Here is a 26,656-nt window from a genome sequence, read left to right as displayed (position 1 = left end):
CTCAATTCCGTATTCCCAACTTAGCAACCACCACTGGGCCAGGAACAGTATCAGGAACACTCCCCGGTGGTACAGCTAATAATCTCCAATACAGTACGGACGGTGGTGCAACTTGGCAAAATATTACTAACACTGAGGCGATTACGTCCTCAATTGCTCCTGGCGGTACTGTATTGGTACGTGTCCCCATCACTGTACAAGTGGGCGCTCAACCAGACGACATTATTACAGTTCGTTTAGGTAATACCCCTGGAGATGCTCAAAACCAACTACGCAGCCCCGATGGTGGTGACGTTTACACCGTAGATAACCCAGATGGTACACCTGGTGAAGTAGCTGGCGCACCCATCAACGGTACAAGGGAAGCCAGTGCCACTCAGCAAATTTCAGTGGCTGCAACCGCGCAAGCTTACGCTTTAGCCACTATTCTCAAAGTGCGGAGTGGTTACAATAATGCAAATACACCAGAAATTACAGATGACAACTTAACCTACAGTTTCGGTTTGCGGGTAGAAAGCAATGATGTCACCGGAACTGGTATCACTCCAGCGCCATTAGTCGGTACATCTATTAACGTTGATGGTGTTGATAGTAATCATATCTTGGTTGCTGATGCCATCCCCACAGGTACAGAACTAGGTGCAGTACCAACTCCCCCTCCTGGTTGGGACGCAGTTTATACTACAGATCCTATTGGTACTAATGCCGCTAACGAGAACTGGAAACGCTTCCCCCTACAAGGTGCTGATACCTTAGCTGGTGTTACCCGTGTCGGTTTCATCAACGAACCTGCTACCATTAGTTCCATTGCACCTGGTACTACAGTTAATGGTTTTGCAATTCAGTTAAATGTCAAATCTGATGCCACTTCACCGTTGACAGTTGCCAACATTGCCCAATTATTTGGTCAAACTGCTGGTAATGGCTTCCTAGTTTATGATGAATCAGGTGATCAAAACCCCAGTAACTTTGATGGTTCTACACCTCCGGCAAATCTGAATACTTTAGGCACAGATACCAATAGTGATGGTATTCCTGATACTTTCCCAGATACGGGTGTAATTGATGGTTTAGTAACTGACACCAGCACCACGGGAATTGATACAGGTAACAACAACACTGGTGCAGGTACAGGTGGTGAAGCCAACGTCTTTACTGTGCAAACACCTGTAGCCGCATCAGTGTTAAATGGTCCTCAAGGTGTACCCAATGCTGTTGGTCCAACTGATAATAATGATGACTTCACCAACAAATCTTCCCTTGTTCCTGCTGGGACTTTACCGGGTACAACACTTGATCCTCAGTCAGTTGGTTTCACTAATACTATTCAGAATAATGGTACTAGCCCTGGTGACATCACACTAGCACCAACAACACCAGCAAATCCGCTAGATTTACCTAATGGAACAAATGTAACTCTGACCTATAATGCTCAATCTATTATCTATACCTACGATCAAGCCACAGGAACATTCAGCACTACGGGTACACCAATTACTGTTTCTGGTGTTGCTCCTGATGCAATTATTAATTATGGTGTAGAAGTTGATTTACCAGCTAATACTCCCTTATCAACGGATACTATTGCCCAATACGCAGGTGATACAGAATTTGGCTTCCCAGTCCCCATCACTGCAACTATTGATGTAGGTGGCAATATAGCAACTAATACTACTATTGACCGAGTATACACAGGTTTCTTGAAACTAGTAAAATTCTCTCGCATTTTACAAGGAACTGGTCCAGCAGTTGGTACAGGTCAAGGTGATTTTGAATCTACACCAGCAGTTAATGGTATAGATCCTAATGCCAATGTTGCTGATGTCCCCAGAAATCCCGCACCAGGCAATATTATTGAGTTCCAAATTCGCTACACCAATATCTCTGATCCCCTAGCTGGTTCAGGTAATGTGATTTTGAATGCTGATAGGATTGTGATTACTGAAGATGGTACACAAGGTGGCAATAATTGGGCTTTAGATAACGATATTTCTGGTCAAATTGATACTAGCAATATTGTGGGTTCTGCTACAGATTCAGATGCTTCTACCATCGAATTCTTTAATGGTAATCCAGCTACTAATAGTAGCATTGACCAAACCGGTACTACAGTGAACACTGATATTACTAGATATATCAATAGAGTTACTGGAATAGTGGTGCCAGGTGTACAAAGAACCTTCACTTTCCAACGGAGAGTTAACTAATCTACGTCAAGCGTTGCTGAATATCAATCAGCAACGCCTCCAATATAAAAAACAAAGTTCATCAGGGTGTGTAATATATATGAAGTCATTTTCTCCTCTCACTTTGCCATAATTGCTCAAATTTAATATTGCAATTATTAGGAAAAATTTCTTCATCGAATCCAAATTTCAGCAACGTATTGAACAAACAAAATTATCACAACAGGAGACAAACAATGAAACGAGTTTATATTGCAACTATCGGCGCAATTTCTTTGATGATAACAGCGCCATTCATGGGTCAAATTCTTGGTGTAAATTCTCTCTTTCAATTAGAAAGTGCAATTGCTCAAAATGTTAACAAGCAATCGCAAATGCAGTTGCAGTTAGTAGCAGAAAAACAAATAGAAACCCAGGATCAAGAAGGTAAAAAAATCAAGAAATGGGAAGCCTTAAAAAATCAACAAGTGGTACAACCAGGAGATATATTGCGATATACGTTGAGGGGTGAAAATAAGAGCGATCGCCAACTTAAAAACCTCACATTAAATCAACCTATTCCTAAACAAATGATTTATGTCTTGAAAAGCGTTGATGCTCCCCAAAATACTACTATTACTTACAGCATAGATAATGGCAGAAGTTTTGTAGCCAATCCCACTATTAAAGTTACCCTTTCTGATGGAAGAGTGGAGACTAAAGCAGCACCAGCAAATCTTTATACTCATATTCGTTTAAAAGTCCCTTCCATTGCTGCTAAATCCACATTTCAAGCTAGTTATAAAACCCAAATACGCTAAACAAGTTCGGAATGGGTAAATATAATATATGAATTTACCCATCACCAAATTCATGAATTTTTGGTCTTAGAAAATCAAAAATAGGCTTGGCTTAATTTAACTTCCTTAATTAACAAATAAGAAATATAGGAACATATTTAAATTTTAAACAAATGCTATACACCTGATTTTTTTGAAATCCTTGCGCTGCTTGCCTGCCTGCACAAATATATTGAGTAATCAAACCGGATTCCTATACTATAGGATGTGATTAGACATGAATAATAAATTTAAATTTAAAAACTTAAATTTTCTTGGTAATCTATCCTTGAAATTGACGACAATAATTTTTTTAGGATGTATTCTGCAAACTCCTATAAACACAATAAATCGAGTAGTAGCTGAAAGCAAAACAGTAATTACAAATAAAGCTGATTATACCTATCAAGATCCAGTCAATAATCATGAATACCAAGGAGTTTCTAATAAAATTCACTTGGGTTTTGGTTCAGACCCATTAGTTGATCCTTTAGGAAGAATTTTAGGATGTGCCGGCACATATTTATCTGATTATACAGGTTTTTCTGTTGGTGTTTATGAAGCTAACCCTAATGATCCTACAGGAACAGAATTAGGAAATTTAGCTCCTCTAACACAGACAGAATTACCAGATATTACTAATAATGGAATCCCTAAAGGTAAAGCTCCTAATATTGAAAATAGAAATCCTTATTTTATTACTAATAATCCTGCTGGTGTCTATAATTTTCTGCTAGATCCCAACAAAGGTCAAACACAACCAGGAAAAACTTATATTTTGGTTGTTAATCCCCCTGCTAATTCTATTTACCAACAAAGACGGATTAAAATTCAGATTCTAGAGAACATGGGAACAAATAACAATATTATTCGTTATCTTGCCACTTCTTTAGATGGTCAACCTATCAGTTTAACAGGTAAAACAACAATAGAAGATAGCATTGTTTTAGTTGAAGATGCGGAAAATCAAGGACTAGATTTATTAACATTTGAACTGACTATTAATATGTGTCAATTTAGTCAAGTTAAAATTATCAAAGCAGGCGATCGCGCCACGGCTGCACCAGGAGACACAGCTATCTATCGTTTATCAATAAGAAATCAATCAGATGTAGATTTAAATAATGTTGTCGTCACCGATAACTTACCTTTAGGATTTAAATTTTTACCCGAATCTGTACGCGGAGATTTAGAAGGAAATCCAGTAAATATTATTAGCGAAATTAACGGTAATAACCTCACATTCCGTACAGATATCACTCTTGCAACTGAAAAAGTTATTAATATTGCTTACGCTGTGCAACTCACCAATGATGCTCAAAGAGGTACAGGTCGCAATAGTGCCATTGTTAATGCCACAAGAATTGATAACGGCTTTAATACCAAAGATGGTCCCGCCACTCACCAACTAAAAATTAGAAACGGAATAGTTAATGATTGCGGTACTTTAATTGGTCGCGTATTCATAGACAAAAACTTTGATGGTGAACAACAAAATGACGAATTAGGAATAGCCAATGCAGTAATTTATCTGCAAGACGGTAATCGCATCACCACAGATCCCAATGGTTTATTTTCTGTAGCGAATATGTTACCTGGCACTCACACAGGAGTTCTAGATTTAAGCAGTGTTCCTGGTTATACGTTTGCTCCTAATCATAAGTTTCGTGAACGCAATAGTCAATCTCGTTTAGTACGCTTACAACCAGGTGGTTTAGTGAGAATGAATTTTGCTGTTACTCCCATTATTCAGACGCTAGACAAGCCATGAAACCACAAAAACAGCATTTTAAAAACCTGAAATCTATAGGGGTAATAGCTAGTGCTTGCAGCTATATTTTTTATCCAGCAGCAGTTAAAGGAGAAACGGCAAATAACTTATTACTTCCAGAGAATACTGCAAATATTAATGAACAAATAACCGAGCAAACAATTGCATTACCACCTACAGTAACTGAATATAAATTATCACAAGATGTACTTGCAGAAATCAAATCAACTCCTGAATTTTCTGCAACAAATCAAACTCATTTAGTAAAAGAATTATTTGAAAATGTCGAATCAAATACTACTCCTAAATTTTCTGCAAACAATGAAAATCAAGCAACCCAAAAAATAGCCCAAGTATCAACAGCAATTAAAATTATTACCCCCGCAGAAAATACCATTATTGATATTCCTGCTACTACAATAACTTTACAATTTCCTGTAGATAGTCAAGTTGAATTACGGGTAAATGGTACATTAGTAGATAATTCCTTAATAGGAAGAACAGCAACAGATGCAGAAGTCAACCTAATCACACAAACATGGTATGGTGTTTCCTTACAACCGGGAATTAATAGCATATCTGCACAAATAGTAGGTGCAACAACAACACCAGCAACAGTACAAATATCAGTCAGAGGAGAAGTAAAAAAATTAACAGTAGAAACCTTAGAAGCCCATATTCCTGCTGATGGACGTTCTACCGCAACCATCAAAGGTCAATTGCTTGATGAAAATGGTAATCGCTCAAACCAAACAGCAGTTGTCACTCTAGAAACTACTGCTGGAAAATTTATTGGTACAGATTTCAAACCAGATCAACCAGGTTTTCAAGTAGAAGCAAAAAACGGAGAATTTACAGCCCAATTGCGCTCAGATTTAAAAGCTCAAACTGTCAGAATTAGGGCGGCAATTAATAACTTAGAAGCCTTTAATCAACTTGAATTTTCTACAGCTTTACGTTCCAGTTTAGTCACAGGAGTAATAGATGTTCGTTTAGGTGCTAGAGGTACTGATTATTATAGTAGATTTCGTGATTTTATTCCTCCTGATAAAAATAATAATACCGAATTAGATTTTAATGCCCAAATATTTGCTACAGGTAAAATTGGCGAATGGTTATTTACAGGAGCATATAACAGTTCACGTCCTTTAAACGAAGATTGTAACTGTGAAAATCGTCTCTTTAAAACTTATCAAGCTAATGACCAAAACTATCCTGTTTATGGTGATAGTTCCAAAGTTGATGTTACCGCCCCTTCTACTGATAGTTTATATGTACGTCTAGAACGTTCCCAAGGTCTTCCCGGTGTTAGTCCTGACTATTTTATGTGGGGTGACTACAATACAGAAGAATTTGCTCGTCCCTCACAACAATATACCGCAACAAACCGTCAACTTCATGGTTTTAAAGCTAATTATAACTGGGGAAATTTACAAATCACAGGTTTTTATGGCAATAATGTTGAAGGTTTTCAAAGGGATACTTTAGCCCCTGATGGTACAAGTGGTTATTATTTTCTTTCTCGAAGAATATTAGTTCCTGGTAGTGAAAATGTTTTTATTGAACTGGAAGAATTAAACCGCCCCGGTACTGTTCTCAAACGTCAGCAGTTGAACCGAGGCGCAGATTATGAAATTGATTATGATCGTGGAACTTTATTATTTCGTGAACCCATACTGCGTACTGATATTGATGAATTTGGACAGGTGTTAGTCCGGCGAATTGTCACTACATATCAATATGATTCTCCAGACTTGAATAGTAGCATCTATGCAGGTCGTTTACAATATAATTTTAACCGCACTCTTAATCAAGAAAGCTGGATAGGGGCAACTTATTTACAAGAAAATCAAGGTTTACGTAACTTTGAACTTTATGGAGCAGATACCCAGATTTCTTTTGGTAATAGTGGCAAAATAATTGCTGAATATGCCCATTCTAGTAATAGTTCTGATTTGATGGGTAATGTTAGCAGCCAAGCTTATAGAGTAGAAGCTGAAGGTAAAATTTTTAATGGTTTTCAAGGTCGCGCTTATTATCGTTTTGCTGATACAGGTTTTGCCAATAATGCCACCATTAGTTTTGTACCTGGACAAACTCGTTATGGAGTGCAATTAACAGGTAAATTAACAAATACAACCAACCTCAGATTTCAATATGATCATGAAGATAATTTTGGCATTGCTCCCCAACCATTAGATTCTTTTGAACAACTATTTTCTCCCGGTTCTCAAGCTATTCCAGGAAGTCAAGTTGATAACTCCTTAACTACAATTTCCGCAGGAATACAACAACGTTTAGGGAAATCCACTTTAGATGTAGATTTGATTCATCGTAACCGTCAAGACCGCATGGCTGAAGGTGGTGGAATAACTAATTCAAATCAATTACGTTCTCGGTTACTTGTACCTATTACTAATACTCTCACCTTCCAGGCACAAAATGAACTGACTCTTTCTGCTAGTGCTGATACTGTTTATCCTGACCGGACTATTTTAGGGCTAAATTGGCGGGCTATTCCTGGTGTCAATGTCAATTTCGCTCAACAGTTTCTTAGCAGTGGTCAAGATGGCGGTAAATCTATTACTAGTTTAAGTGTAAACGGGGAACATAAATTAGGTTCAGATACTACTTTAACAGGTCGTTATAGTATTATTGGTGGTGCAAATGAAATAACTACTCAAGGTGCAATTGGTTTAAATAATCGTTGGACTATTGCCCCTGGTCTACGTTTAAATTTAGCTTATGAACACGTATTTGGTAATTTTTTAGGTAATACCGGAGCGGGTCAAAAATTTGCTCAACCTTATGCTGTAGGTCAATCTGCTGCTGCTGTTGGTTTTAATAGTGGTGATAGCTATAGTGTGGGTTTGGAATATACCAATAATCCTCAATTTAAAGCCAGCGCCCGTTATGAACATCGCAGTTCTTCTGGTGGTAGAAATACCGTTATTTCTGCGGCCGCTACCGGAAAAATTTCTCCTTCTTTAACTGCTTTGGCACGCTATCAACAAGCTAATGCTGCCAATCAAAGAATATCGGGTTTAGGTGATACTGTAAATTTTAAAATGGGTTTAGCTTACCGTGATCCCAAAAATGATAAATTTAACGCTTTATTAAGGTATGAATATCGCCAAAATCCAGCGACAATTCCTGATACGATTTTATTAGGTAGTGGTACGGGTTCTCAAGATCATACTTTTGCGATAGAAACTATTTATGCTCCTAATTGGCAATGGGAATTTTATGGTAAATATGCAATCAGAAATAGCACATCTTATTTAGCTAGTGATTTGGTAGGTACAAGTACTGTGAATTTAGCGCAATTCCGGGCTACATATCGTTTAGGATATAGCATGGATTTGGTAGGAGAAACTCGCTGGATAGGTCAATCTAATCATTCGGAAATGGGTTTTGTCGTCGAAGCTGGTTATTATTTAACTTCTAATTTGCGCCTTTCTGCTGGCTATGTTTTTGGCAAAGTTGATGATCCTGATTTTTCTGGTAGTCGTTCTGCCGGAGGGCCTTATTTGGGTTTAACTCTCAAACTCAATGAATTATTTGATGGTTTTGGTCTGCAAAAGCCTACACCATCTCCAGCAGGAGGTAAGTTGAAAATATGACAACTCGAATGAAACTGCCATTACTCAGCAGTTATTCAGGGAAATTAATTGGTAGCCTGGCCTTGATTTTATCTATTTGGGGACAAGGGATACAACCTAGTTGGGCTGAGGGAAGTAAAGATTTAGTTGCTGATGGTGGCTACAGACCTTACCTAGAATCGACAAACTTATTGATTGCGGGTATTCTGAGGAGAACGACTCTCAAAGTTTACGTACAAGCAGGGGAAACAGTTAATCTTGGCTCTAGTGTGCCTACAAGTAGTAACGGCACTCAAGATATTGTTTATACAAGCCCCTTTGGGGGTCAAAATGGTGCTTGCGATGTTCTATCTTCTGGTTTTGGTTTCATTGACACTGTTGCTAAAGAAACAGCAGGGCCTTTACCCAATGTAGGTGGTTACACTCCTTGTAGTTTCGTGGCTACAGAAACTGGTGTTTACGAAGTTGTATTTTATTCTCCGTTTTCAAACCCTGGCGGTAATCCTACTCCTGTCAGTGTAACGGCGCAATTTCCTACAGGTAATACGCAACAAGGAGGAGTAGCAGCTTGGGATATTACAGTCAGAGATACTGGTGGAAATGATCAAATAGGGCGGGTTTTTACCAACTATATCTCCATGAATATGGGAGGAAATGCTAATTCTAGTAATCCTATTGCACTCAATTCTAAGCTTTATATTCAGACTAAAGATGGGTATAGATATGAAACTGATATGAATGGAGTAGATCCCTTTGGTTTCGTTTTTTTTGCCAATAGTCGCGGATATATTGACAGAACTAATAACTCCACTCTTTACCGCTCTGCTGGTGGCGCTAGTAATAATAGTTTGAACTTCCCTGGTAATGTGTCAGTTCAAAACCCAACTCTCCCAGATACACTTACAGATATTACCCACTTAGTTTTTTTTAATCGACCAGACCCTTTAACACTGATAGGATTAGGGCTTCCTACAACAGCAGTTCTACCCGTAGAACCGACTTCTTTTAAATTCACTGGAGGAACTGGAGGAAGTGGCAACCAGACACCAGTTGGGGTAGGGGGATATTTTAGTTTCAATTCTGCTACACCTGGAAGTTATCAAATTATTATTGATACTAACAACGATGGCGTTTTTGATCCTAGTGTGGATCGTGTTTTACAAAACCCATCATCTATGGGTTCTAATGTAGTGTTATGGGATGGAAAAGATGCCAATGGAGTTAACCTACCGCCCCTCCCAGGCAATGCACCATATAGTAGCAGAATCACAGCTAGAGCTGGGGAATATCACTTTCCTATGTTGGATGCTGAGAACAATCCATTGGGTTTTAAAATTACTATGGAAAACCCTCCTGGACCATTTAGCAACTTTCTAGATGTGAATGGACAGCAAATTGGCCCGACTACTATTTACTATAATGACAGCAATTATACTACTTCCAATGGAACGTTTATTAGCTTAGATCCCCAGCCAGGAGGAGTAGCTACTAGTCCCCGTAATGCTAGTTTAGGAATTGATAGCGCAAATGGAGAGCATGAATTTACTGGCGGATATGGAGACTTTAAGGGCATTGGAACTTGGACATATTTCTCCAGTGGGGCAACATTTACTCCTTTAGTAGTGACTACAAACCAACAAGCTAATGTTCAAGGTACTAAATCTGTACGGTTTTTAGCAGATAATGATAATAGTGGCACTGTGACTGTGGGCGATAACGTCGAATACATTATTACTTATTCCAACTTAGGTCCAGGTAATAGCGATGCTATTAATTTTGTTATTAAAGACACGCTACCCCCGCAATTAACGTTTGTAGATGCAACAATTACTGCTCTGACTTCAGGAAATAACATTACAATCAATTCTAATTACAATGGTTCTGGTGCTGTTACTAATTCTGGCACTTTACGTGTAGATGATACAATCACTATTAGAATTACTGCTACAATTAATAGTTCTAATGGTGGTGATCCCATTAGCAACCAGGCAAGTGCTGATTTTAATACACCTGATAATCCCTCAGCAGCAGTTGGTATTGTGTTGACAGATGCAAACTCTGTTACTGCTACTACTAATCTGCCCACTGTTGGTAATTATTTCCTCCAAATCACTGACGATGGTATAGATACAGGTAATAATCCTGCTAATACTGCGGACGATGACCCGACCTTGTTCACAGTTACTGCTACTCCCCAAGGGACACTACTATTAGTTAAGCGTATTACTGGGGTTAATGGTTCAACAACTAATAATGGTAGGAATCTTAATGCTTATATTGATACTACCAGCCCCTATGATGATAATGAGATGACAGTGACTGACCCTAATTTGCAATCAGATACAGATCAATGGCCAATACCCCTGAGTACATCTCTACTCGGCGAGGTTAACGGGGGTATGGTGAAACCTGGGGATGAAATTGAATATACAATCTACTTTTTATCTACTGGTGAACAGCAAGTTGATAATGTGAGTTTGTGCGATCGCATTCCATTAAATCAAATTTTCTTACCCACTAAATTCAATAGTGTCAATCCGGTTACAGGCGGTTTACCCGGAGCAGATAAAGGTATCTTAGTACATAGAAATAATACAACACAGTCTTATACCAATGTCGCTGATGGTGATAACGCTAGATTCTATGCTGCTGGAGAAACACTACCTTTAGTCTGTGGTGCAGAACCCAATCAGGAAGGGGCAGTTGTGGTTAATTTAGGCACGTTGCCTAGTGCTAAAGATAACCCTTCAGAAGCCTATGGTTTTGTCCGTTTTCAAGCTAAAGTGCGATAATCAGCATTAATGAATCTTGGTGCAGTAGTTAAAATTACATCAGCAATGCAACAAAACATTAAACTTCATTGCAAATGGAGAAGTTAAGCGAAACTATGTGATAAGTTCTGATGATGTGAAGACACAGCCGAGAACTAAGAAAGGAGAACCCAGTGGCAATGAAATCAAATATTTCAACGGGCGCATCTGTAACAAATGAAGACTTCAGCGAATATGTTGCCCACTTGCAACTTCACATGACTCTACAAGCCCGTAATCTGGTTCCCACCCTGAAGCAGACATTCTCAGTTGCAGATAGCCGAGAGCAACTGCTTCACCAAACTCAAGCCAACTTTGAAAAGCTAATTTCCCGACAAGGGCTGTAAGAGATAAAAATTTTTATAAATTTCTCATAAAATAGAAGCAGATACTGTTGCCTCAACACCAAGGTTGTGATCATCAGGTCTGCTTTATTTTGGTTGGTTTAATTATCATATTTTACGATCTAGTCACAAAAATCACCCTTTGGAAGCAAGAAAATTAGGGCGGAAAGCCGTTAAAATTGATTATAGCAACATTTCTTCAGACCCAGTTAAGTTAAGGCTAAATGGCAGCTTGAATTAAAATGACTTCATTACTTCCTCGAAACCTCAGCGTTGTCATCCGGCCAGCCCAATACCGGGATCTGGATGGAATTGAACAAATAACGCAAGACTCCTTCGCAACTCTCACTCCCAAAGAGGCGCAACTAGCCATCAACCAGATGCAATGGTTACGACGTTGGTATGGATGCCTGAAATTTTTGAGTTGGTTTCCGAACCCCCTAAAATATCGCTTCTGTGCCTACGTAGCAGAGCAAGGGCGATCGCTTCTAGGGATGATTCAAGTATCACCATTCAACCGCACACGCAGTACATGGCGGATTGATCGGGTAATGTTAGCTCCATCTATAGAAAAGCAAGGTGTAGGTTCGCAGCTTTTGCGCCACTGCTTTGAGTCGATTTTAGAAGCTCGGACTTGGCTATTAGAAGTTAATGTCAATGATAAAGACGCACTGGCACTATATCGCCAAAATGGGTTTCAGCGTCTAGCAGAAATGACCTATTGGCAAATTAAACCCGAATTACTCGCCCAATTAGCGCAAGCAGAGCCTGATTTACCGAATCTTCTACCTGTCAGCAATGCCGATGCTCAGTTACTCTATCAGTTAGATACAGCATCAATGCCGCCTTTGGTGCGTCAGGTTTTTGACCGCAACACGCGCGACTTTAAAACCAGCTTGTTTGGGGCTTTAACTGATGCTGTTAAGCAGTGGGTGACAAAAACCGAAGTAGTTAGTGGTTACGTATTTGAACCCCAACGTAAAGCCGCAATTGGTTATTTTCAAGTCCAACTTGACCGCAAAGGTAAAACGCCTCATGTTGCCACGCTGACAGTTCACCCGGCTTATACCTGGCTGTACCCAGAATTGCTTTCCCAACTAGCTCGCATTGTCCAAGATTTCCCCCGACAAGGTTTACAATTAGCATCCTCAGACTACCAAGCAGAGCGAGAAGAGTACTTAGAGCGCATAGGGGCAGAACGTATAGAACATACCCTGGTGATGTCTCGTTCAGTTTGGCATAAGCTCAGGGAGTCTAAATTTGTTTCCTTAGAAGGAATTCAGTGGACTGGGGTGCTACAAGGTTTACAACCCGCTCGTAAACCAATTCCAGGCGGAATGTCATGGATACAACAAAAGCAGCAACCAGCTTCAGATAGAACAACGCCAACCAAATCAGAACCGATCACTTTTAAGTGCGAAAGTTTGAGTATGGAACCTTTACCCATTCCTGAGACTACAGATCCAACACAACAGAACTAATTTGAGCAATTCTTTGTCAATAGTACAAGTCCCCAGATTTATCTGTGAAATCAATCTAAAATCCCAAATCCTATGACACCCCAAGAACAACCACAACCGTTTATTTCAGCATTGGGTCTAGATTTTGGTCGCAAGCGGATGGGTGTAGCGGGGTGCGATGGTACAGGTTTAATTGCTACAGGACTAACCACTATTGAACGCACATCTTTTGAGCGAGATGTCCAGCAAATTCGCAACTTAGTAAACGAGCGTCAGGTGCAAGTCCTGGTGATTGGTTTACCTTACTCCATGGATGGGACTCTAGGATTCCAGGCGCGTCACGTGCTGAAATTTGGCAAAAAATTGGCGAAAGCACTGAATTTACCTGTGGAATATGTAGATGAGCGATTAACTTCTTTTCAAGCAGAGCAACTGTTAATAGCTGAAAATCGCTCCCCATCACGCCATAAAGGTTTAATTGACCGGAAGGCAGCAGCGATAATTTTGCAACAATGGCTAGACACCAGGCGAGCCAACTTCCATAAATCGGTGTTAGCCTTAGAGTATTGATACCTTTTTACATGATATTCTGAAAGCTTAGTAGACTGCTGAGTATTGAGTGCTGAGTGTAACCTCAGTTGATTCCAGGACATTAAGCAATTCGCATTGTCCTAATCAATACGGCTATGGCTATATTTATAAAATTTTACATTTCGGCTATGTTACCCTCTCCATTTCCTGAAGAAAATGATCATGCTCATGCAGGTTCCATCACTCTGACTGATGACACAGGCCGAACTCTCGAATGTTACGTTGAACATTCGCTGTCGGTAGATGGACAAGAATATGTTTTATTGCTTCCTGTAGACTCACCCATAGAAATCTTTGCTTGGCAAGGTGATGAGGAGGAAGAAGAGGCTGTTTTGGTTGATGATGATGATATTATTAATCAAATTTTTGCCACTGCTCAAGCTGTCTTAGCTGAACAAAATTTGATTGTCAAAAATACTGCTTACGCTCTAACTGTGGCTGGTGATTTACCAGCAGTGGAAGAGTCAGAACTTTTCACCTTAGAAATTGAAGATGAAGAGGCTGATTTAGAACCTGAACAATTGCAGCTTCTGGCAAGCTTCTATGATACAGATCAAGAATACGCAGTTTATACACCGCTCGATCCTTTGTTGTTTTTTGCCCGGATTTCCACCACAGGCAAACCAGAATTACTTTCTCCAGAGGAATTTAAGAAAGTACAACCAATGTTAGAAGAACAACTTTTTAACGAAGTCGAATAAATTCAAAATTCACATGACCTGGAATAAGCTATTACAGCCTGACTTGATTTTAGAAGGTTCTGTATTAAACCTGACACCTGAAATGATTCAACATTACGGGCTGAAAGGCCTGGTGTTGGATGTGGACGAAACCTTAGTACCTTTTACAGTGGGAGTAGCTTCTCCAGAACTGCAACAGTGGGTAGAGCAAATCCGTATTTCTACAAAATTATGTTTGGTAAGTAATAATATCAGTGAAGCCCGAATTGGTGGTATAGGGCGATCGCTCAGGTTGCCCTATTATCTAGGTGCAGCCAAGCCATCACGCCGGAAAATTAGAGCCGCACTCACAGTGATGAATCTACCTGCAAACCAAGTGGGAATGGTAGGCGATCGCTTATTTACTGATGTGATAGCGGGTAATCGTTTAGGTATGTTCACCATTTTAGTAGAACCGATTATCCATCCTGGTGCAGCCCTGCGATCGCATCCTATCCGCAATTTTGAAGTTTGGGTATCGGAAATCTTAGGCGCTACTATTACTCCTAAAGAAACGAAAATTCGCAAAACTTGACGAATTGTCATTAAACTAAATCTAAAGAAATGGTTAAGGAATGTATAGAAAATCCAAAAATCGGTAATTATTATTATTGATAATATGGGGTCAAGCCAAATAAAGACCCTAGTTCATAATAGATAAAAATAAACCCGTAAAGCGTCGGCCTTCACCTATAGAAGACTCGGCGCTTTACTGCAAAGTGCAAAGTGCAAAGTGCTGAGTGAAGAAAGTGCTAAGTGTTGAGTGGAACAACATTAATTAAAGCCCCTGGATAAATCCGTGGGGTATTTAATTTTGAATTTTGAATTTTGAATTCGGAGCGAAGCGACGTGACCAAGACAATAGTTGTCAAAATCGGCACTTCTAGCCTGACTCAACCAGAAACCGGACAATTAGCGCTTTCCACCATTGCCACCTTAGCAGAAACACTATGCCATTTAAGGCAGCAAGGGCATCGGGTGATTTTAGTTTCCTCTGGTGCTGTGGGAGTAGGTTGTGCTAGGTTGGGACTAACTGAACGCCCTAAAGCGATCGCTCTCAAACAAGCAGTAGCAGCAGTGGGGCAAGGTCGGTTAATACGGATATACGATGATTTATTCACCACCTTAAATCAGCCCATTGCCCAAGTGTTACTGACTCGTAACGACTTAGTACAGCGTAGCCGCTACCTCAATGCCTACAACACTTTTCGGGAACTCCTAGAACTGGGTGTAATTCCTGTAGTCAATGAAAATGATACGGTAGCAATTGACGAACTGAAATTTGGTGATAATGACACCCTTTCGGCGTTGGTTGCAAGTTTAGTCGAAGCCGATTGGTTATTTATCCTCACCGATGTAGACAAGCTATATTCGGCTGACCCCCGTTCTGTACCCGATGCACAGCCCATATCTTTGGTAAATAACCTCAAAGAATTGGCCGAATTACAAATACAAACCACATCTCCAGGTTCTCAATGGGGTACTGGTGGGATGTCAACTAAAATTTCCGCAGCCAGAATTGCGATTACTGCGGGAGTTCGGACAGTCATTACTCAAGGACGATTCCCGCAGAATATTCAGAGAATTATTGCAGGTGAACCCCTGGGGACTCACTTTCAACCACAGCCGGAACCAACTTCGGCGCGTAAACGTTGGATAGCCTATGGTTTAGTCCCGGCGGGAAAATTATACTTGGATACAGGGGCGATCGCAGCGATCGCTCAGGCAGGAAAATCTTTATTAGCTGCTGGGATTAAATCAGTGTCAGGAGAATTTGACACTCAAGACGCAGTGCAGTTGTGCGACAACCAGGGAAACGAAATTGCCAGAGGTCTGGTTAACTATAGCAGCGACGAACTGCAAAAAATTCGGGGATGCCATTCTAGGGAGATTTTCACAATTTTGGGTTACGTAGGTGCAGAAACTGTGATTCATCGGGATAATTTAGTTCTGACTTAACTATGACATCCTTGGGGATGCTATGATAGTTTGTGGTATGCACTAGACTTTTGGGCGAAATATCGGTAATAAATAATTAAATACCGATAAGTGCGACAAGTCTGATAGCATTCACCAAAATTGAATACATATCTGGAGAGGTGTCCGAGTGGTTGATGGTGACGCACTCGAAATGCGTTTTGGGGAAACTCAACGGGGGTTCGAATCCCCCCCTCTCCGTTTTTACAGTTATCAGCGCCCCAGGAAACGAACGAAACAAACACATGAGGATTGAAAACCTCAACTTCTGACCTGGTAACGGGTTTAAAATGTGTTTCTTGAAAGTTGATAATTGTTCACTAATTTAATCTCTGGTTTTTTGGTCTGGTTTGAGATTTATATTTGTTTTCAGCAATACTTTGCATATACTGAAATACTGAGATTTAAGCTAAACTATTGCCATTGTGTGAGGAGTATAACGATGGCAAATCAAAGAGTGGTGAAATTACTGTCACTGGGTTTTATTAGTGGCTGTTTTTGTCTAGGTATTGGGATGGGAGTCTTGATTCGCTGGGGAAAATTTCCATTATCAGGTGCGATCGCCTCATTCACTGAACCTGAGTTATCGCCCGTTGCTGAACCAGAACCTACCCCAACGCCAGAGTCAGAAAAAGTTGTTTTAAATACCGTTAGTATCAAAGCAGTTGGGGATATTATTCCCGGAACTAACTTTCCTGATTATAGATTGCCTAAGTCTCCAGATAAATTGTTACCAAAATCTGTGAGAGACTCCTTGCAAGGATCTGATATTTTATTGGGTAACTTTGAAAGCACTTTCACCAACCATCCCTATACTTCCAAAGATATCAGTCGGGGACAGGTTTTTGCTTTTCGTTCTCCACCCAGTTACGCAAAATTATTTTCGCAGGTGGGGTTTAATGTCTTCCATATCGCCAATAACCATGCACTCGACTTTGGACAGGTGGGTTTTCGGGATACAATGAACAACCTGAAAAATGTTGGTATTGCAACATTAGGACATAAAAATCAAATTCTTTATTTAGAAGCAAATAATGTTGCGATCGCTATGATTGGTTTTGCTCCCTATAATATGTATAATCCTATTCAAAATCTGGCAGCAGCCCAAGCACTTGTAATTGAAGCAACAAAAAATGCTGATATTGTGGTTGTATCTATGCACGCTGGGGCAGAAGGAACCGCAGCACTCCATGTCAAAAATAAAACCGAGTTTTTCTATGGAGAAAACCGAGGTAATTCTATCCAGTTTGCCAGAAAAGTTATAGATGCAGGAGCAGATTTAGTGCTAGGACATGGGCCTCATGTTCCTAGAGCAATGGAAATGTATAAAGGTAAATTGATAGCTTATTCTTTAGGTAACTTTATCGGATATCGAACTTTATCAACAAAGGCTCAAACTGCATATTCAATGATATTAGAAGTAAAACTAAATTCTCAAGGTGATTTAGTTGCAGGTAAGATTATTCCTGTACATTTAAATAGACAAGGAATACCTGAAATTGACCAGTATTTTCGCTCTGTGGGACTGCTACGGTATTTAAATAAAAATAATCATTTGATCGAGCCAGTAAGATTTAATCAGCAAGGGGAATTTATCTTGCATCAGAGTAATCCCGATATCCAATAGCATTCTCAGACTTTTTAATCACTTATTAAATCTGTAACTTGTTCTCACCACAGCTATTAGTAAACCAATATTACACCTAAGTGAACATTCATGAAAAAAGTAAATTTTTTAGCTATAGCTCTTTTAATTACTGGAATAATTTTTCCGGTATCAGTTCAATCTCAGACTATTCATATTGCTCAAAATCCAATCACTCAGTTACCAGTAACAGTTGATGTCGTAGGCGAACAAGAAAAAATTTGGAAACAGGATTATGAAAATTATTTAGGAGCTAATTTTCCCCAGGAGGTGATGAATGCTAAATCTATTAGTGATACTTTACGAAGAATTGAAGGCGAAACAGGCAAAAAATCTGCGGTTATCTATCTGATACCAAGAGAAAAACAATTAGAAATTATTTTAGTTACGCCCACAGGTGAACCAATTCGTCAGAGTATATCAGCTGCTAATCGAAATACTTTGCTCAAAGTAGCGAGGGAATTAAAAAATGAACTCACGGATACTATAAAAATTGACACTACTAGTTATTTAGCTTCTGCACAACAGCTTTATCAGTGGTTGATTGTTCCTATTGAAAAAGATTTGAAAGCTCAAAATATAGATACATTAGTGTTTTGTGTAGGAGAAGGCTTACGTTCTCTACCATTTGCCGCATTGCATGATGGAGAGAAATTTTTGATAGAAAAGTATAGCACAGGTTTAATTCCTGCCTTCAGTCTGACAGACACTAATTATACAGATATCCGAGACTTTTCAGTGTTAGCGATGGGGGCATCCCAATTCCAAAATCTCGCACCTTTACCTGCTGTACCTATTGAGTTATCTACAATTGTCAAAAATCAAGGAGGTCGTAACATCATCAATGAGAAATTTACTGTACGCAACTTGCGCTTGCAACGGCAGATAAAACCCTACAAAAAAATTATTCACTTGGCAACTCATGGGTCTTTCACATCAGGAACAGTTAGTAACTCCTATATTCAATTTTGGAATACGAGGTTGCGTTTAAACCAGTTACGAAATTTGAAATTGAATGTTCCCCCTGTAGATTTGTTAGTGCTGAGTGCTTGTACAACTGCTTTAGGGGATCAAAACGCAGAATTAGGCTTTTCTGGTTTAGCTTTGGAAGCTGGAGTTAAATCAGCGATGGGTAGTCTCTGGTTTGTTAGTGATGCCGGAACTTTAGGACTGATGATAGAATTTTACAACCATTTAAAAACATCACCTATTAAAGCAGATGCCTTAAGAAGCGCACAAATAGAAATGCTGAATGGACGAATTCGGATTCAGGAAGGACAACTACAGCAACTGAGATTAAAAACAGAAACGCCTTTACCCCCAGAAATAGCGGAGATGGGAGATATCAATTTATCCCATCCATATTATTGGGCAGCTTTTACCATGATTGGTGGCCCTTGGTAGTCGCAAGAATATGCCGGAGGTTGAAACCCCCGTGTCATATCAATTCAAAATTCAAAATTCAAAATTCAAAACAAAGGTTATGGCAAAATTAGTCTAAAGCCGACTGATTTCAAATGGTGCGAGATGTGAATTAACTTGCGGCTAATTTACCCCAACTGACATAAGGCAATTTAGCAGCAGTCGCCCGGACTTCTTCAGCATTAGCGACTAACTGACCGCAAGCATCCCATGTACCAGCAATAAAAGTACTGCGAGTGCCTTCATTCATAGTCACTTTGGCAGTGTAATCACCAATATTTACTTCTAAGTTTTCCAGGTTGACTGTGACAGCACCTTGGGGATTAGCGGCTACAAGTTCTTGCAGTTTTTTAACTGTGACTGCATCAGCTATTAAGCAAGGTATACCCATTGCAACACAGTTACCAAAAAAGATTTCAGCAAAACTTTCACCAATTAAAGCCTGTATTCCCCATTTAGCGATCGCTTGGGGTGCGTGTTCTCGTGATGAACCACAGCCAAAGTTACGGTTAACGATTAAAACATTTGCCCCTTGATATTGGGGTTGGTCAAAGGGATGTTCGCCTTTTAATGCTGTGCGGTCATCGATAAATACCCCTTCGCCCAATCCATCAAAGGTGATGGCTTTCAAATAACGGGCGGGAATAATTCTATCTGTATCTATATCATCCCCAATAAGGATTATACCGCGCCCTGAGATTTTTTTAACTTCACTAACCATAATTTTCAATTTTGAATCGATTTTTGACAACAATCTAATTTGAGAAGATTTTGAACCACAGAGATATAGACGGTGTAGGGGTGTTATACTTTACACAAGGGCGGGCAAGATGCCCACCCCACAAGAAGACACCCCACAAGAAGATATATCTTTGATTTTATTTTTATAACAACTCGCGCACGTCTGAGACTTCCCCTTGGATAGCCGCAGTCGCCACCATCGCTGGACTCATTAATAATGTGCGCCCAGAAGAGGAACCTTGTCGGCCTTTAAAATTGCGGTTAGAAGAAGAAGCGCTGATTTGTCTGCCTTGGAGTTTATCGGGGTTCATCGCTAAACACATAGAACATCCAGGTTCACGCCACTCAAAGCCAGCTGCTTCAAAGATTTTGTGCAGTCCTTCGGCTTCGGCTTCTTGCTTCACCCGTTCCGAACCAGGGACAACAAAAGCTTTCACACCCTCGGCAACGTGACGACCTTGGGCAATTTTTGCCGCTTCGCGCAAATCGCTGATTCTGCCGTTGGTGCAACTGCCAATAAAGCAGACATCAATTTTAGTGCCTTTTATCGGTTGACCGGGAAACAAATCCATATATTGATAAGCTTCTTCGGCAATAAATCGGTCTTCTTCTAGCAATTCTTCCGGCTTGGGTATAAATTGATTTACGCCGATACCTTGACCGGGTGTAATTCCCCAAGTGACTGTAGGGGAAATATCCGCCGCATCGAAGACTACCACATCATCATATTCAGCATCAGCATCACTCTTGATGGATTCCCACCAAGCCACAGCTTTGTCCCATTCTGCACCTTTAGGGGCGAAGTCTCTACCTTTTAAGTAATCATAAGTTACTTGATCGGGGTTGACATAACCACATCTCGCGCCACCTTCAATGGCCATGTTGCAAACGGTCATCCGTTCTTCCATGTTCATTTGTTCAAAGGTGGTTCCTGCATATTCATACGCATAACCTACACCACCTTTTACACCTAATGTCCGAATGACGTGCAGAATCACATCTTTGGCGTAAACACCAGGGTTTAAAGTGCCGTTAACTTCTATTTTGCGAACTTTGAGTTTCGATAAAGCCAGGGTTTGAGAGGCGAGAACGTCCCGCACTTGGCTAGTACCAATCCCAAATGCGATCGCACCGAATGCGCCATGGCTAGATGTGTGACTATCACCACAAGCAATGGTCATACCTGGTTGAGTCAGTCCTTGTTCTGGGGCGATGACATGGACTATCCCTTGATTGCCAGAACCGATGTTATAAAAAGTAATATTATTTTCTTGACAGTTTTGTTCTAAAGCCTGGATCATATCTTCCGCCAAGCTATCTACAAATGGCCTGGCTTGGTTTTCAGTCGGGACGATGTGATCCACTGTGGCTATAGTTCGTTCTGGAAACAACACCTTTAGATCCCTTTCCCGCAACATGGCAAAGGCTTGGGGACTGGTGACTTCATGAATCAGGTGAAGCCCGATAAATAGTTGCGTCAGCCCTGAAGGAAGTGTTCCAACGGTGTGTAAGTTCCAAACTTTATCAAACAGGGTGCCTTTGCTCATACGAAAATCGTTATTTCACGAGTTAGAGCTACTATCGTATCAAAAAAGTGTCATCCTTTAGCTGTTTTACGTTAAATGTACTGCTTCCTACTATTTAGGCTAAGATAAAGTAGGAAAAATTAAATTACCTTTTGGTAATACTATGCAAGCTGAAAAACTTTCTATTTCCTTACCAGCGTCTTTAGTGCAGTTTTTGGAGAATTACAAAGTTACTAAAGGGTGTAAATCTCGTTCTCAAGTGATTGAGTTAGCAATAGAATTACTACGATATCAAGAGTTAGAACAAGCTTACCGCGAAGCTGCGGCGGAATTTAACCCAGAATGGGATGTCACCGTAGGGGATGGGCTGACAGATGAAACGTGGTGAAATTTACTTTGCAAATCTCAGTCCGGCCGTTGGTTCCGAAATGGATAAACGCCGTCCTGTACTAATTGTCAGCAATGACGCTAATAATAATGCTTCAAATACGGTGACAATTGTACCAATTACATCTAATTTAAATCGTGTGTATCCTTTTGAAGTGTTGTTAAATCCAGAAGATTCTGGTTTATCCAAGCCTTCTAAAGTACAAGCGCAACAGGTACGCACGATTTCTAAACAGCGCATTTTGGGAGATATGGTAGGGTGTTTGAGTCAAGATTTCATAGAATTAGTTGATGCTGCTCTCAAGCTGCATTTAGGTTTGGAATAGGATTTGAAATATTTTTAACTTGTTTGTGCTTTTAGAGGATGTTTGAAAAGTTTTGGGCGAATATAATTCGCTACTACACAGGCGAAGTCCACCTCCGTGGACTAATGAAAAAGTGGGATTTTTAACCCGCGCAGGCGGGTTTAGTTTGTATAGCCGCGACTTCTAGTCGCCAGGGCTGTAATAAATTAGACTTTTCAAACAACCTCTTAGCTGTCGTCTTTAGCCACAGATACCTCTGATATTATTCTGGCTGCTGATTTTTAAATTCAATTCCTGTTTGTATAGCTTTGCCTTTAAGATAGTTAATGAAAGCAGAGCAAGACACAAGCATAAACTTGGCATCTTCAAAGTCAAGGTTAGATTCATCTAGTAAAGCATGGCGTATCCCTTCAGCACCACTTGTATAACCATACAATTTAGAATATGCCTCCTTTAATAAACCATTTAAAGCAACTTTTTGTTGTTTTTCTATGATATTTAAAGCTTTTCCCAATGTAGTCTTATTATCATTAGCAATTAGGCGACAAATGGATTCTACAGCACTAATAGATTCTTTTATAGAATTTCTATAATCAGGGTTTTCTTTTCTCGATAAATGAGTTATTGCAGTGTTTATGTGTTGCGATACTAGGGCTAATTTATCTTCACTTGCTAAAGCTTCTTCTATTGCCTTGATTTCTGTCTCTGATGTTATTGGTGTAATTATTGAGCCGATAAAACGATAGCCAGACATTTCACGTTCTAAAACATGATTGCATAAGTCTATGAATTTTTCTAATTGAGCATTGCTCTTGTAATTTGTAGCAATAAACTCCAAAAAATCATAAACTTCATGCCATTGGTATTTAAAAAATAATGTTTTTATAAACTTAAAGTCTAGAGTCCAAACTCCTGTCAAAGTATCCAATGTCTGCTTAAAATGAGAAAACCACAATAACCAAATTAAACTTTTTATTTCATTTACTTCAAAATCTTGACCAAGAGAAGAATAGTCTATAGGACCATAATCTTGATAATATTTTTCCAATTTTTCCCACACTAATAGAACTAAGACATTCCATAAGCTGTTACGCAGATCCTGATTCATTGACTCAATCTGCATAATTTCTCTCTTAGGTTTAAAGCCATGCCTCTGAGAAAACGTATCCATACTTTAATTTTAAAATTAGCTCAATTAGATACGTTATAGCTTAATTAACCAAAAAAAGGCTACTTAAATCTAAAGTTTAGCACTGACTCAAGTTGTACTACTATTATAATGTAGGCGATCGCGTCACTGTAAAATCTCTCTTAAACTCTGATTTCTTTGCGTTTTTGCGCCTAATACACTTAATGCTAGAGCCTACGGCACGCTACGCGAACTATTTAGGCTAATATAAAAACTCTATTTAGCTACTCAGGTAAAAAATCTTGACGCAAACATTCATCCGCAGTAAAAGGAGACTCCACAGGAAAAGTATCAAGTAACAAACCAGTTTCTAAAGCTGCTTGTTGTCTTGCATCTTGATAACATACCCCAAAATTTTCGTCAAAGTAATTTTTTAAACTAGGACTCTCTAGCAAACCTTCTTGAAGTCTGCGGCGATGTTCAAATATAGTAGATAACCAACTATTAGTACGTTTCTCTGGCTGATACTTATATTTCAGTAAGTGCATTAAAACAACTATTAAATTACTTTTTAACGCTCTTTTTTCACTTCTCCCCATGCATTCAATTTCTTCAATGAGATTGACTAAATCAACTTCAGCTAATTTACCTGCTTTGAGTTGTTTAGCTGTTGTCTCTAGCCACAGATAAAAATCTTCATCGTAAAGCTGGGAGTTTATCAAGACTTTTGGTTGAGGTGCTGTCATCTAATTTTTCAACCTCCCAAGATTTAACTCGTAAATTAGAAGCCATCCGCTTCCAATTTTATTCGGATGCAGATGGCAAGTTAGTATTAAAAATGGGTAGTACCAGACTCGAACTGATGACATCCTGCTTGTAAGGCAGGCGCTCTACCAACTGAGCTAACCACCCGTTTTACTCTCACAGTTAACTAATATAGCAAAGTATTTCTAATCGCGCAACCCCTTTGGGAAAAGTTTTTTTTCACGTACAATAATAACTCAGTAATCCTTTGCCCACAGGCGATCAACTCAATTATGCCCTCTGGTGGAACTCACGATCGCATCACTTTATATACTCTGCCTGTAATCGCCGGTGTGACTTTATGGCAAACTCGCAGCAGCAATTTAACTTTGTTGGTTGCTGGTGGGTTTATGTTTAGCGGTTTGATGTTCGGCCCCGATTTGGATATTTACTCGCGTCAGTTCCAACGCTGGGGCTTTTTGCGCTGTATTTGGCGACCTTATCAAAAAAAGCTGCGCCATCGTTCTGTTTTTTCTCATGGGCCGATTATTGGCACAATCATCCGGGTAATTTATCTGGGCTGTTTCCTGGCGCTGGTGGCTACGGTGTTTTTGGTGGTGGGGGAAATGTTGGGAATCTTGGCTGTGACTTGGCAGGATTTGACTGTGGCTTTGGGGCGATCGCTTGTGGTTTACACTACTGAATATTTGGCTTTGTTTTTGGGGTTGGAACTGGGGGCGATGAGTCATTCTCTTAGCGATTGGGGGGGTTCGGCTTATAAGCGGTTGCAAAAGCAGGGGGTGCGGAGTTTGTTTGCTGGGAAGAAGGGGAGGAGGAAGGGAAGAGTTAAACGCAGAGGTACGCTAAGGTAAGCGCAAAGGTACGCGGAGGTTTTTTATGGATGCTTTAAAAGAGTTAATTGCTGTGGTGGCTAAGTTGCGATCGCCTGATGGGGGTTGTCCTTGGGATTTGGCACAAACTCCTCAAAGTCTGATTCCTTATGTGATTGAGGAGGCTTATGAGGTGGTTGATGCGATTCGGGAGGGGGATCGGGAGGGGATTAAGGAGGAGTTGGGAGATTTACTTTTACAGGTGGTTTTGCAAGCCCAAATCGCTGGGGAATCGGGGGATTTTAATTTGGAGGATGTTGTACGGGGGATTTCGCAAAAGTTGATTCGTCGTCATCCTCATGTTTTTGGTGATGTGTCTGTGGATGGTGTGGATGAGGTTCGCCAAAATTGGGAGGCGATTAAGGCACAGGAGAAGGGGGAAATTTCAGAGAAGCATCAATTTAGTGCTAAACTGGCTCGTTATTATCGGACTCTTCCCCCTCTGATGGCGGCGATGAAGATTTCCCAAAAGGCTGCGGCTGTGGGCTTTGAATGGGATAATGTTGATGGGGTTTGGGCGAAGTTTCATGAAGAATTAGGCGAGTTTCAACAGGCTTTGGCTGAGGAAACACCAGAACGTCAACAAGCGGAATTAGGAGATTTATTATTTGCAATTATGCAACTGGCGCGTTGGCACAATATTGATCCTAGTGCAGCGTTACAGGGGACAAATCAGCGCTTTGTGCAGAGATTGCAAAAAATAGAGGCGCTTGTTGATCGCCCCCTTACTGATTACAGTTTGGATGAGTTTGAGACTCTTTGGCAACAGGCAAAAGCCCAAATTGCGAAAGAGCAATTATAATTTATAATTTCATTGTAACAGTCTTGACTTCGGTGTATTGTTTCAGTGCATATTCACCGATTTCTCGACCCATACCGGATTGTTTGAATCCACGGACGTTGTTAGCGATCGCGTGTGCTTTAATTCATTGAAATTTATATCTCCCAACTCACGCCTTCATAAATCGAATCAATCGCACAACTAAAATCCACACTTTCTATAGTGATATTATCACCAATTGTATAAGGGGAATACAGCCACATTCGGCCTTCTCCTCGACGATAAAACTCTACTCCGATTTTCTCAGATTCAATTATGATATATTCTTGCAAACTGGGCATGGTGCGATAAAAAGCAAACTTTCCTCCTCTATCTTTAGCTTCTGTTCCAGGAGAAAGCACTTCGACAATTATTTTGGGATACTGAATAAATTTGCGTGCATTTAAATCTCTGGGATCACAACTAATCACCACATCAGGATAAAAGTACGGACTTTGTGTATTAACTTGCACTTTGACATCAGCAACGTTGATGCGACAAGCTCTAGTGCGTAGATGGGGATACAATGCTCTGTAGAGATTTAAGGCAATATCATTATGGGGAATTGTACCGCCAGTCATAGCGAAAATTTCGCCATTCACATATTCATAGCGACAATCTTGTAATGGTTCCCATGCAAGATATTGGTCGAGACTCATTTTTGGAGGTTGAGGGGTGGCAATCATTGCATCATGATCAGAAATCAACGCTTTCAAATTCTCCTACCAATTCTAGCACCGCTATCGCTATTCAAAGACAGGTAAAAACG

Annotated in this window: 23 protein-coding genes and 2 tRNA genes; 18 read left to right on the top strand and 7 right to left on the bottom strand. The window is 40.0% G+C overall.

Features of this window, described 5'->3' with window-relative positions:
- From VB654_RS20970 to VB654_RS20905, 14 genes are all read left to right on the top strand, one after another.
- On the top strand, window positions 1-2,207 hold a 2,207-nt coding region (locus VB654_RS20970), incomplete at its 5' end, for a hypothetical protein (RefSeq protein WP_323215736.1).
- Window positions 2,208-2,422: 215 nt separating this feature from the next.
- The gene (locus VB654_RS20965) at window positions 2,423-2,986 is read left to right on the top strand and encodes a hypothetical protein (RefSeq protein ID WP_323215735.1); all 564 of its coding nucleotides are present in this window, start codon (window positions 2,423-2,425) and stop codon (window positions 2,984-2,986) included.
- A gap of 256 nt (window positions 2,987-3,242) precedes the next feature.
- Window positions 3,243-4,775: a hypothetical protein gene (locus tag VB654_RS20960; protein WP_323215734.1), complete on the top strand. Its 1,533-nt coding sequence runs from the start codon at window positions 3,243-3,245 to the stop codon at window positions 4,773-4,775.
- Window positions 4,772-8,398, top strand: coding sequence for an invasin domain 3-containing protein (locus VB654_RS20955; RefSeq protein WP_323215733.1), 3,627 nt, complete (start codon window positions 4,772-4,774; stop codon window positions 8,396-8,398). Before VB654_RS20960 ends, VB654_RS20955 begins: the two co-directional genes overlap by 4 nt.
- The gene (locus tag VB654_RS20950; protein WP_323215732.1) at window positions 8,395-11,169 is read left to right on the top strand and encodes an isopeptide-forming domain-containing fimbrial protein; all 2,775 of its coding nucleotides are present in this window, start codon (window positions 8,395-8,397) and stop codon (window positions 11,167-11,169) included. Before VB654_RS20955 ends, VB654_RS20950 begins: the two co-directional genes overlap by 4 nt.
- A gap of 158 nt (window positions 11,170-11,327) precedes the next feature.
- Window positions 11,328-11,534, top strand: a complete 207-nt coding sequence (locus VB654_RS20945) for a hypothetical protein (protein WP_323215731.1) — start codon at window positions 11,328-11,330, stop codon at window positions 11,532-11,534.
- A gap of 239 nt (window positions 11,535-11,773) precedes the next feature.
- Window positions 11,774-13,012, top strand: coding sequence for a GNAT family N-acetyltransferase (locus VB654_RS20940; RefSeq protein ID WP_323215730.1), 1,239 nt, complete (start codon window positions 11,774-11,776; stop codon window positions 13,010-13,012).
- A gap of 72 nt (window positions 13,013-13,084) precedes the next feature.
- Window positions 13,085-13,561: a Holliday junction resolvase RuvX gene (ruvX, locus tag VB654_RS20935; RefSeq protein WP_323215729.1), complete on the top strand. Its 477-nt coding sequence runs from the start codon at window positions 13,085-13,087 to the stop codon at window positions 13,559-13,561.
- Between the two features lie 149 nt (window positions 13,562-13,710).
- Complete coding sequence (locus VB654_RS20930; RefSeq protein WP_323215728.1) at window positions 13,711-14,283, top strand: DUF3727 domain-containing protein; 573 nt, start codon at window positions 13,711-13,713, stop codon at window positions 14,281-14,283.
- Between the two features lie 13 nt (window positions 14,284-14,296).
- Window positions 14,297-14,836 carry a YqeG family HAD IIIA-type phosphatase gene (locus VB654_RS20925; RefSeq protein ID WP_323215727.1) on the top strand — a complete coding sequence of 180 codons (540 nt, stop codon included), beginning with the start codon at window positions 14,297-14,299 and terminating at the stop codon, window positions 14,834-14,836.
- A gap of 314 nt (window positions 14,837-15,150) precedes the next feature.
- The gene (proB, locus tag VB654_RS20920; protein WP_323215726.1) at window positions 15,151-16,260 is read left to right on the top strand and encodes a glutamate 5-kinase; all 1,110 of its coding nucleotides are present in this window, start codon (window positions 15,151-15,153) and stop codon (window positions 16,258-16,260) included.
- A gap of 134 nt (window positions 16,261-16,394) precedes the next feature.
- A tRNA-Ser gene (locus tag VB654_RS20915) sits at window positions 16,395-16,479 on the top strand.
- Between the two features lie 241 nt (window positions 16,480-16,720).
- Entirely contained in the window at window positions 16,721-17,905 is a 1,185-nt protein-coding gene (locus tag VB654_RS20910) for a CapA family protein (protein WP_323215725.1), read from the top strand.
- Between the two features lie 90 nt (window positions 17,906-17,995).
- A complete protein-coding gene (locus VB654_RS20905) occupies window positions 17,996-19,327 on the top strand; it encodes a CHAT domain-containing protein (protein ID WP_323215724.1) in 1,332 nt (443 codons plus the stop codon).
- Between the two features lie 130 nt (window positions 19,328-19,457).
- On the opposite strand, the gene leuD is transcribed toward VB654_RS20905, so the two are convergent.
- Window positions 19,458-20,066, bottom strand: a complete 609-nt coding sequence (gene leuD / locus VB654_RS20900; RefSeq protein ID WP_323215723.1) for a 3-isopropylmalate dehydratase small subunit — start codon at window positions 20,064-20,066, stop codon at window positions 19,458-19,460.
- A 163-nt stretch (window positions 20,067-20,229) separates the two neighbouring features.
- The gene (gene leuC / locus VB654_RS20895) at window positions 20,230-21,633 is read right to left on the bottom strand and encodes a 3-isopropylmalate dehydratase large subunit (RefSeq protein ID WP_323215722.1); all 1,404 of its coding nucleotides are present in this window, start codon (window positions 21,631-21,633) and stop codon (window positions 20,230-20,232) included.
- Between the two features lie 142 nt (window positions 21,634-21,775).
- Here leuC and VB654_RS20890 point away from each other — a divergent pair, with 142 nt between their 5' ends.
- Both VB654_RS20890 and VB654_RS20885 read left to right on the top strand, forming a co-directional pair.
- A complete protein-coding gene (locus VB654_RS20890) occupies window positions 21,776-22,000 on the top strand; it encodes a CopG family transcriptional regulator (protein WP_323215721.1) in 225 nt (74 codons plus the stop codon).
- The gene (locus VB654_RS20885) at window positions 21,987-22,325 is read left to right on the top strand and encodes a type II toxin-antitoxin system PemK/MazF family toxin (protein WP_323215720.1); all 339 of its coding nucleotides are present in this window, start codon (window positions 21,987-21,989) and stop codon (window positions 22,323-22,325) included. Before VB654_RS20890 ends, VB654_RS20885 begins: the two co-directional genes overlap by 14 nt.
- A gap of 241 nt (window positions 22,326-22,566) precedes the next feature.
- On the opposite strand, the gene VB654_RS20880 is transcribed toward VB654_RS20885, so the two are convergent.
- From VB654_RS20880 to VB654_RS20870, 3 genes are all read right to left on the bottom strand, one after another.
- On the bottom strand, window positions 22,567-23,475 hold the full coding sequence (locus VB654_RS20880) for an AbiJ-NTD4 domain-containing protein (protein ID WP_323215719.1): 909 nt from the start codon (window positions 23,473-23,475) through the stop codon (window positions 22,567-22,569).
- A gap of 242 nt (window positions 23,476-23,717) precedes the next feature.
- The gene (locus tag VB654_RS20875) at window positions 23,718-24,179 is read right to left on the bottom strand and encodes a DUF29 domain-containing protein (protein WP_323215718.1); all 462 of its coding nucleotides are present in this window, start codon (window positions 24,177-24,179) and stop codon (window positions 23,718-23,720) included.
- A gap of 93 nt (window positions 24,180-24,272) precedes the next feature.
- Window positions 24,273-24,345 (bottom strand) — tRNA-Val (locus tag VB654_RS20870).
- A 125-nt stretch (window positions 24,346-24,470) separates the two neighbouring features.
- Here VB654_RS20870 and VB654_RS20865 point away from each other — a divergent pair.
- Together VB654_RS20865 and mazG are read left to right on the top strand one after the other, a co-directional pair.
- Entirely contained in the window at window positions 24,471-25,049 is a 579-nt protein-coding gene (locus tag VB654_RS20865) for a metal-binding protein (RefSeq protein WP_323215717.1), read from the top strand.
- Window positions 25,050-25,074: 25 nt separating this feature from the next.
- Window positions 25,075-25,869: a nucleoside triphosphate pyrophosphohydrolase gene (gene mazG / locus VB654_RS20860; RefSeq protein ID WP_323215716.1), complete on the top strand. Its 795-nt coding sequence runs from the start codon at window positions 25,075-25,077 to the stop codon at window positions 25,867-25,869.
- Window position 25,870: 1 nt separating this feature from the next.
- On the opposite strand, the gene VB654_RS20855 is transcribed toward mazG, so the two are convergent.
- Window positions 25,871-25,978, bottom strand: a complete 108-nt coding sequence (locus VB654_RS20855) for an aldehyde dehydrogenase family protein (protein WP_323215738.1) — start codon at window positions 25,976-25,978, stop codon at window positions 25,871-25,873.
- A gap of 25 nt (window positions 25,979-26,003) precedes the next feature.
- Complete coding sequence (locus VB654_RS20850) at window positions 26,004-26,573, bottom strand: Uma2 family endonuclease (RefSeq protein WP_323215737.1); 570 nt, start codon at window positions 26,571-26,573, stop codon at window positions 26,004-26,006.
- Window positions 26,574-26,656 lie beyond the last annotated feature (83 nt).

The sequence above is a fragment of the Nodularia sp. UHCC 0506 genome, from assembly GCF_034931045.1.
Lineage (GTDB): Bacteria > Cyanobacteriota > Cyanobacteriia > Cyanobacteriales > Nostocaceae > Nodularia.
Note: the sequence above shows the minus strand (reverse complement) of the source record. Positions and strands in the feature narration are given on the sequence as shown.

Coding starts and splice junctions, on each gene's coding strand:
- VB654_RS20885 (WP_323215720.1), top strand. CDS start 21,987: ATGAAACGTGGTGAAATTTACTTTGCAAATCTCAGTCCGGCCGTTGGT.
- mazG (WP_323215716.1), top strand. CDS start 25,075: ATGGATGCTTTAAAAGAGTTAATTGCTGTGGTGGCTAAGTTGCGATCG.
- VB654_RS20930 (WP_323215728.1), top strand. CDS start 13,711: ATGTTACCCTCTCCATTTCCTGAAGAAAATGATCATGCTCATGCAGGT.
- VB654_RS20905 (WP_323215724.1), top strand. CDS start 17,996: ATGAAAAAAGTAAATTTTTTAGCTATAGCTCTTTTAATTACTGGAATA.
- VB654_RS20865 (WP_323215717.1), top strand. CDS start 24,471: ATGCCCTCTGGTGGAACTCACGATCGCATCACTTTATATACTCTGCCT.
- ruvX (WP_323215729.1), top strand. CDS start 13,085: ATGACACCCCAAGAACAACCACAACCGTTTATTTCAGCATTGGGTCTA.
- VB654_RS20850 (WP_323215737.1), bottom strand. CDS start 26,573: ATGATTGCCACCCCTCAACCTCCAAAAATGAGTCTCGACCAATATCTT.
- VB654_RS20910 (WP_323215725.1), top strand. CDS start 16,721: ATGGCAAATCAAAGAGTGGTGAAATTACTGTCACTGGGTTTTATTAGT.
- VB654_RS20965 (WP_323215735.1), top strand. CDS start 2,423: ATGAAACGAGTTTATATTGCAACTATCGGCGCAATTTCTTTGATGATA.
- VB654_RS20925 (WP_323215727.1), top strand. CDS start 14,297: ATGACCTGGAATAAGCTATTACAGCCTGACTTGATTTTAGAAGGTTCT.
- leuD (WP_323215723.1), bottom strand. CDS start 20,066: ATGGTTAGTGAAGTTAAAAAAATCTCAGGGCGCGGTATAATCCTTATT.
- VB654_RS20960 (WP_323215734.1), top strand. CDS start 3,243: ATGAATAATAAATTTAAATTTAAAAACTTAAATTTTCTTGGTAATCTA.
- leuC (WP_323215722.1), bottom strand. CDS start 21,633: ATGAGCAAAGGCACCCTGTTTGATAAAGTTTGGAACTTACACACCGTT.
- VB654_RS20940 (WP_323215730.1), top strand. CDS start 11,774: ATGACTTCATTACTTCCTCGAAACCTCAGCGTTGTCATCCGGCCAGCC.
- VB654_RS20890 (WP_323215721.1), top strand. CDS start 21,776: ATGCAAGCTGAAAAACTTTCTATTTCCTTACCAGCGTCTTTAGTGCAG.
- VB654_RS20880 (WP_323215719.1), bottom strand. CDS start 23,475: ATGGATACGTTTTCTCAGAGGCATGGCTTTAAACCTAAGAGAGAAATT.
- VB654_RS20945 (WP_323215731.1), top strand. CDS start 11,328: ATGAAATCAAATATTTCAACGGGCGCATCTGTAACAAATGAAGACTTC.
- VB654_RS20950 (WP_323215732.1), top strand. CDS start 8,395: ATGACAACTCGAATGAAACTGCCATTACTCAGCAGTTATTCAGGGAAA.
- VB654_RS20875 (WP_323215718.1), bottom strand. CDS start 24,179: ATGACAGCACCTCAACCAAAAGTCTTGATAAACTCCCAGCTTTACGAT.
- VB654_RS20955 (WP_323215733.1), top strand. CDS start 4,772: ATGAAACCACAAAAACAGCATTTTAAAAACCTGAAATCTATAGGGGTA.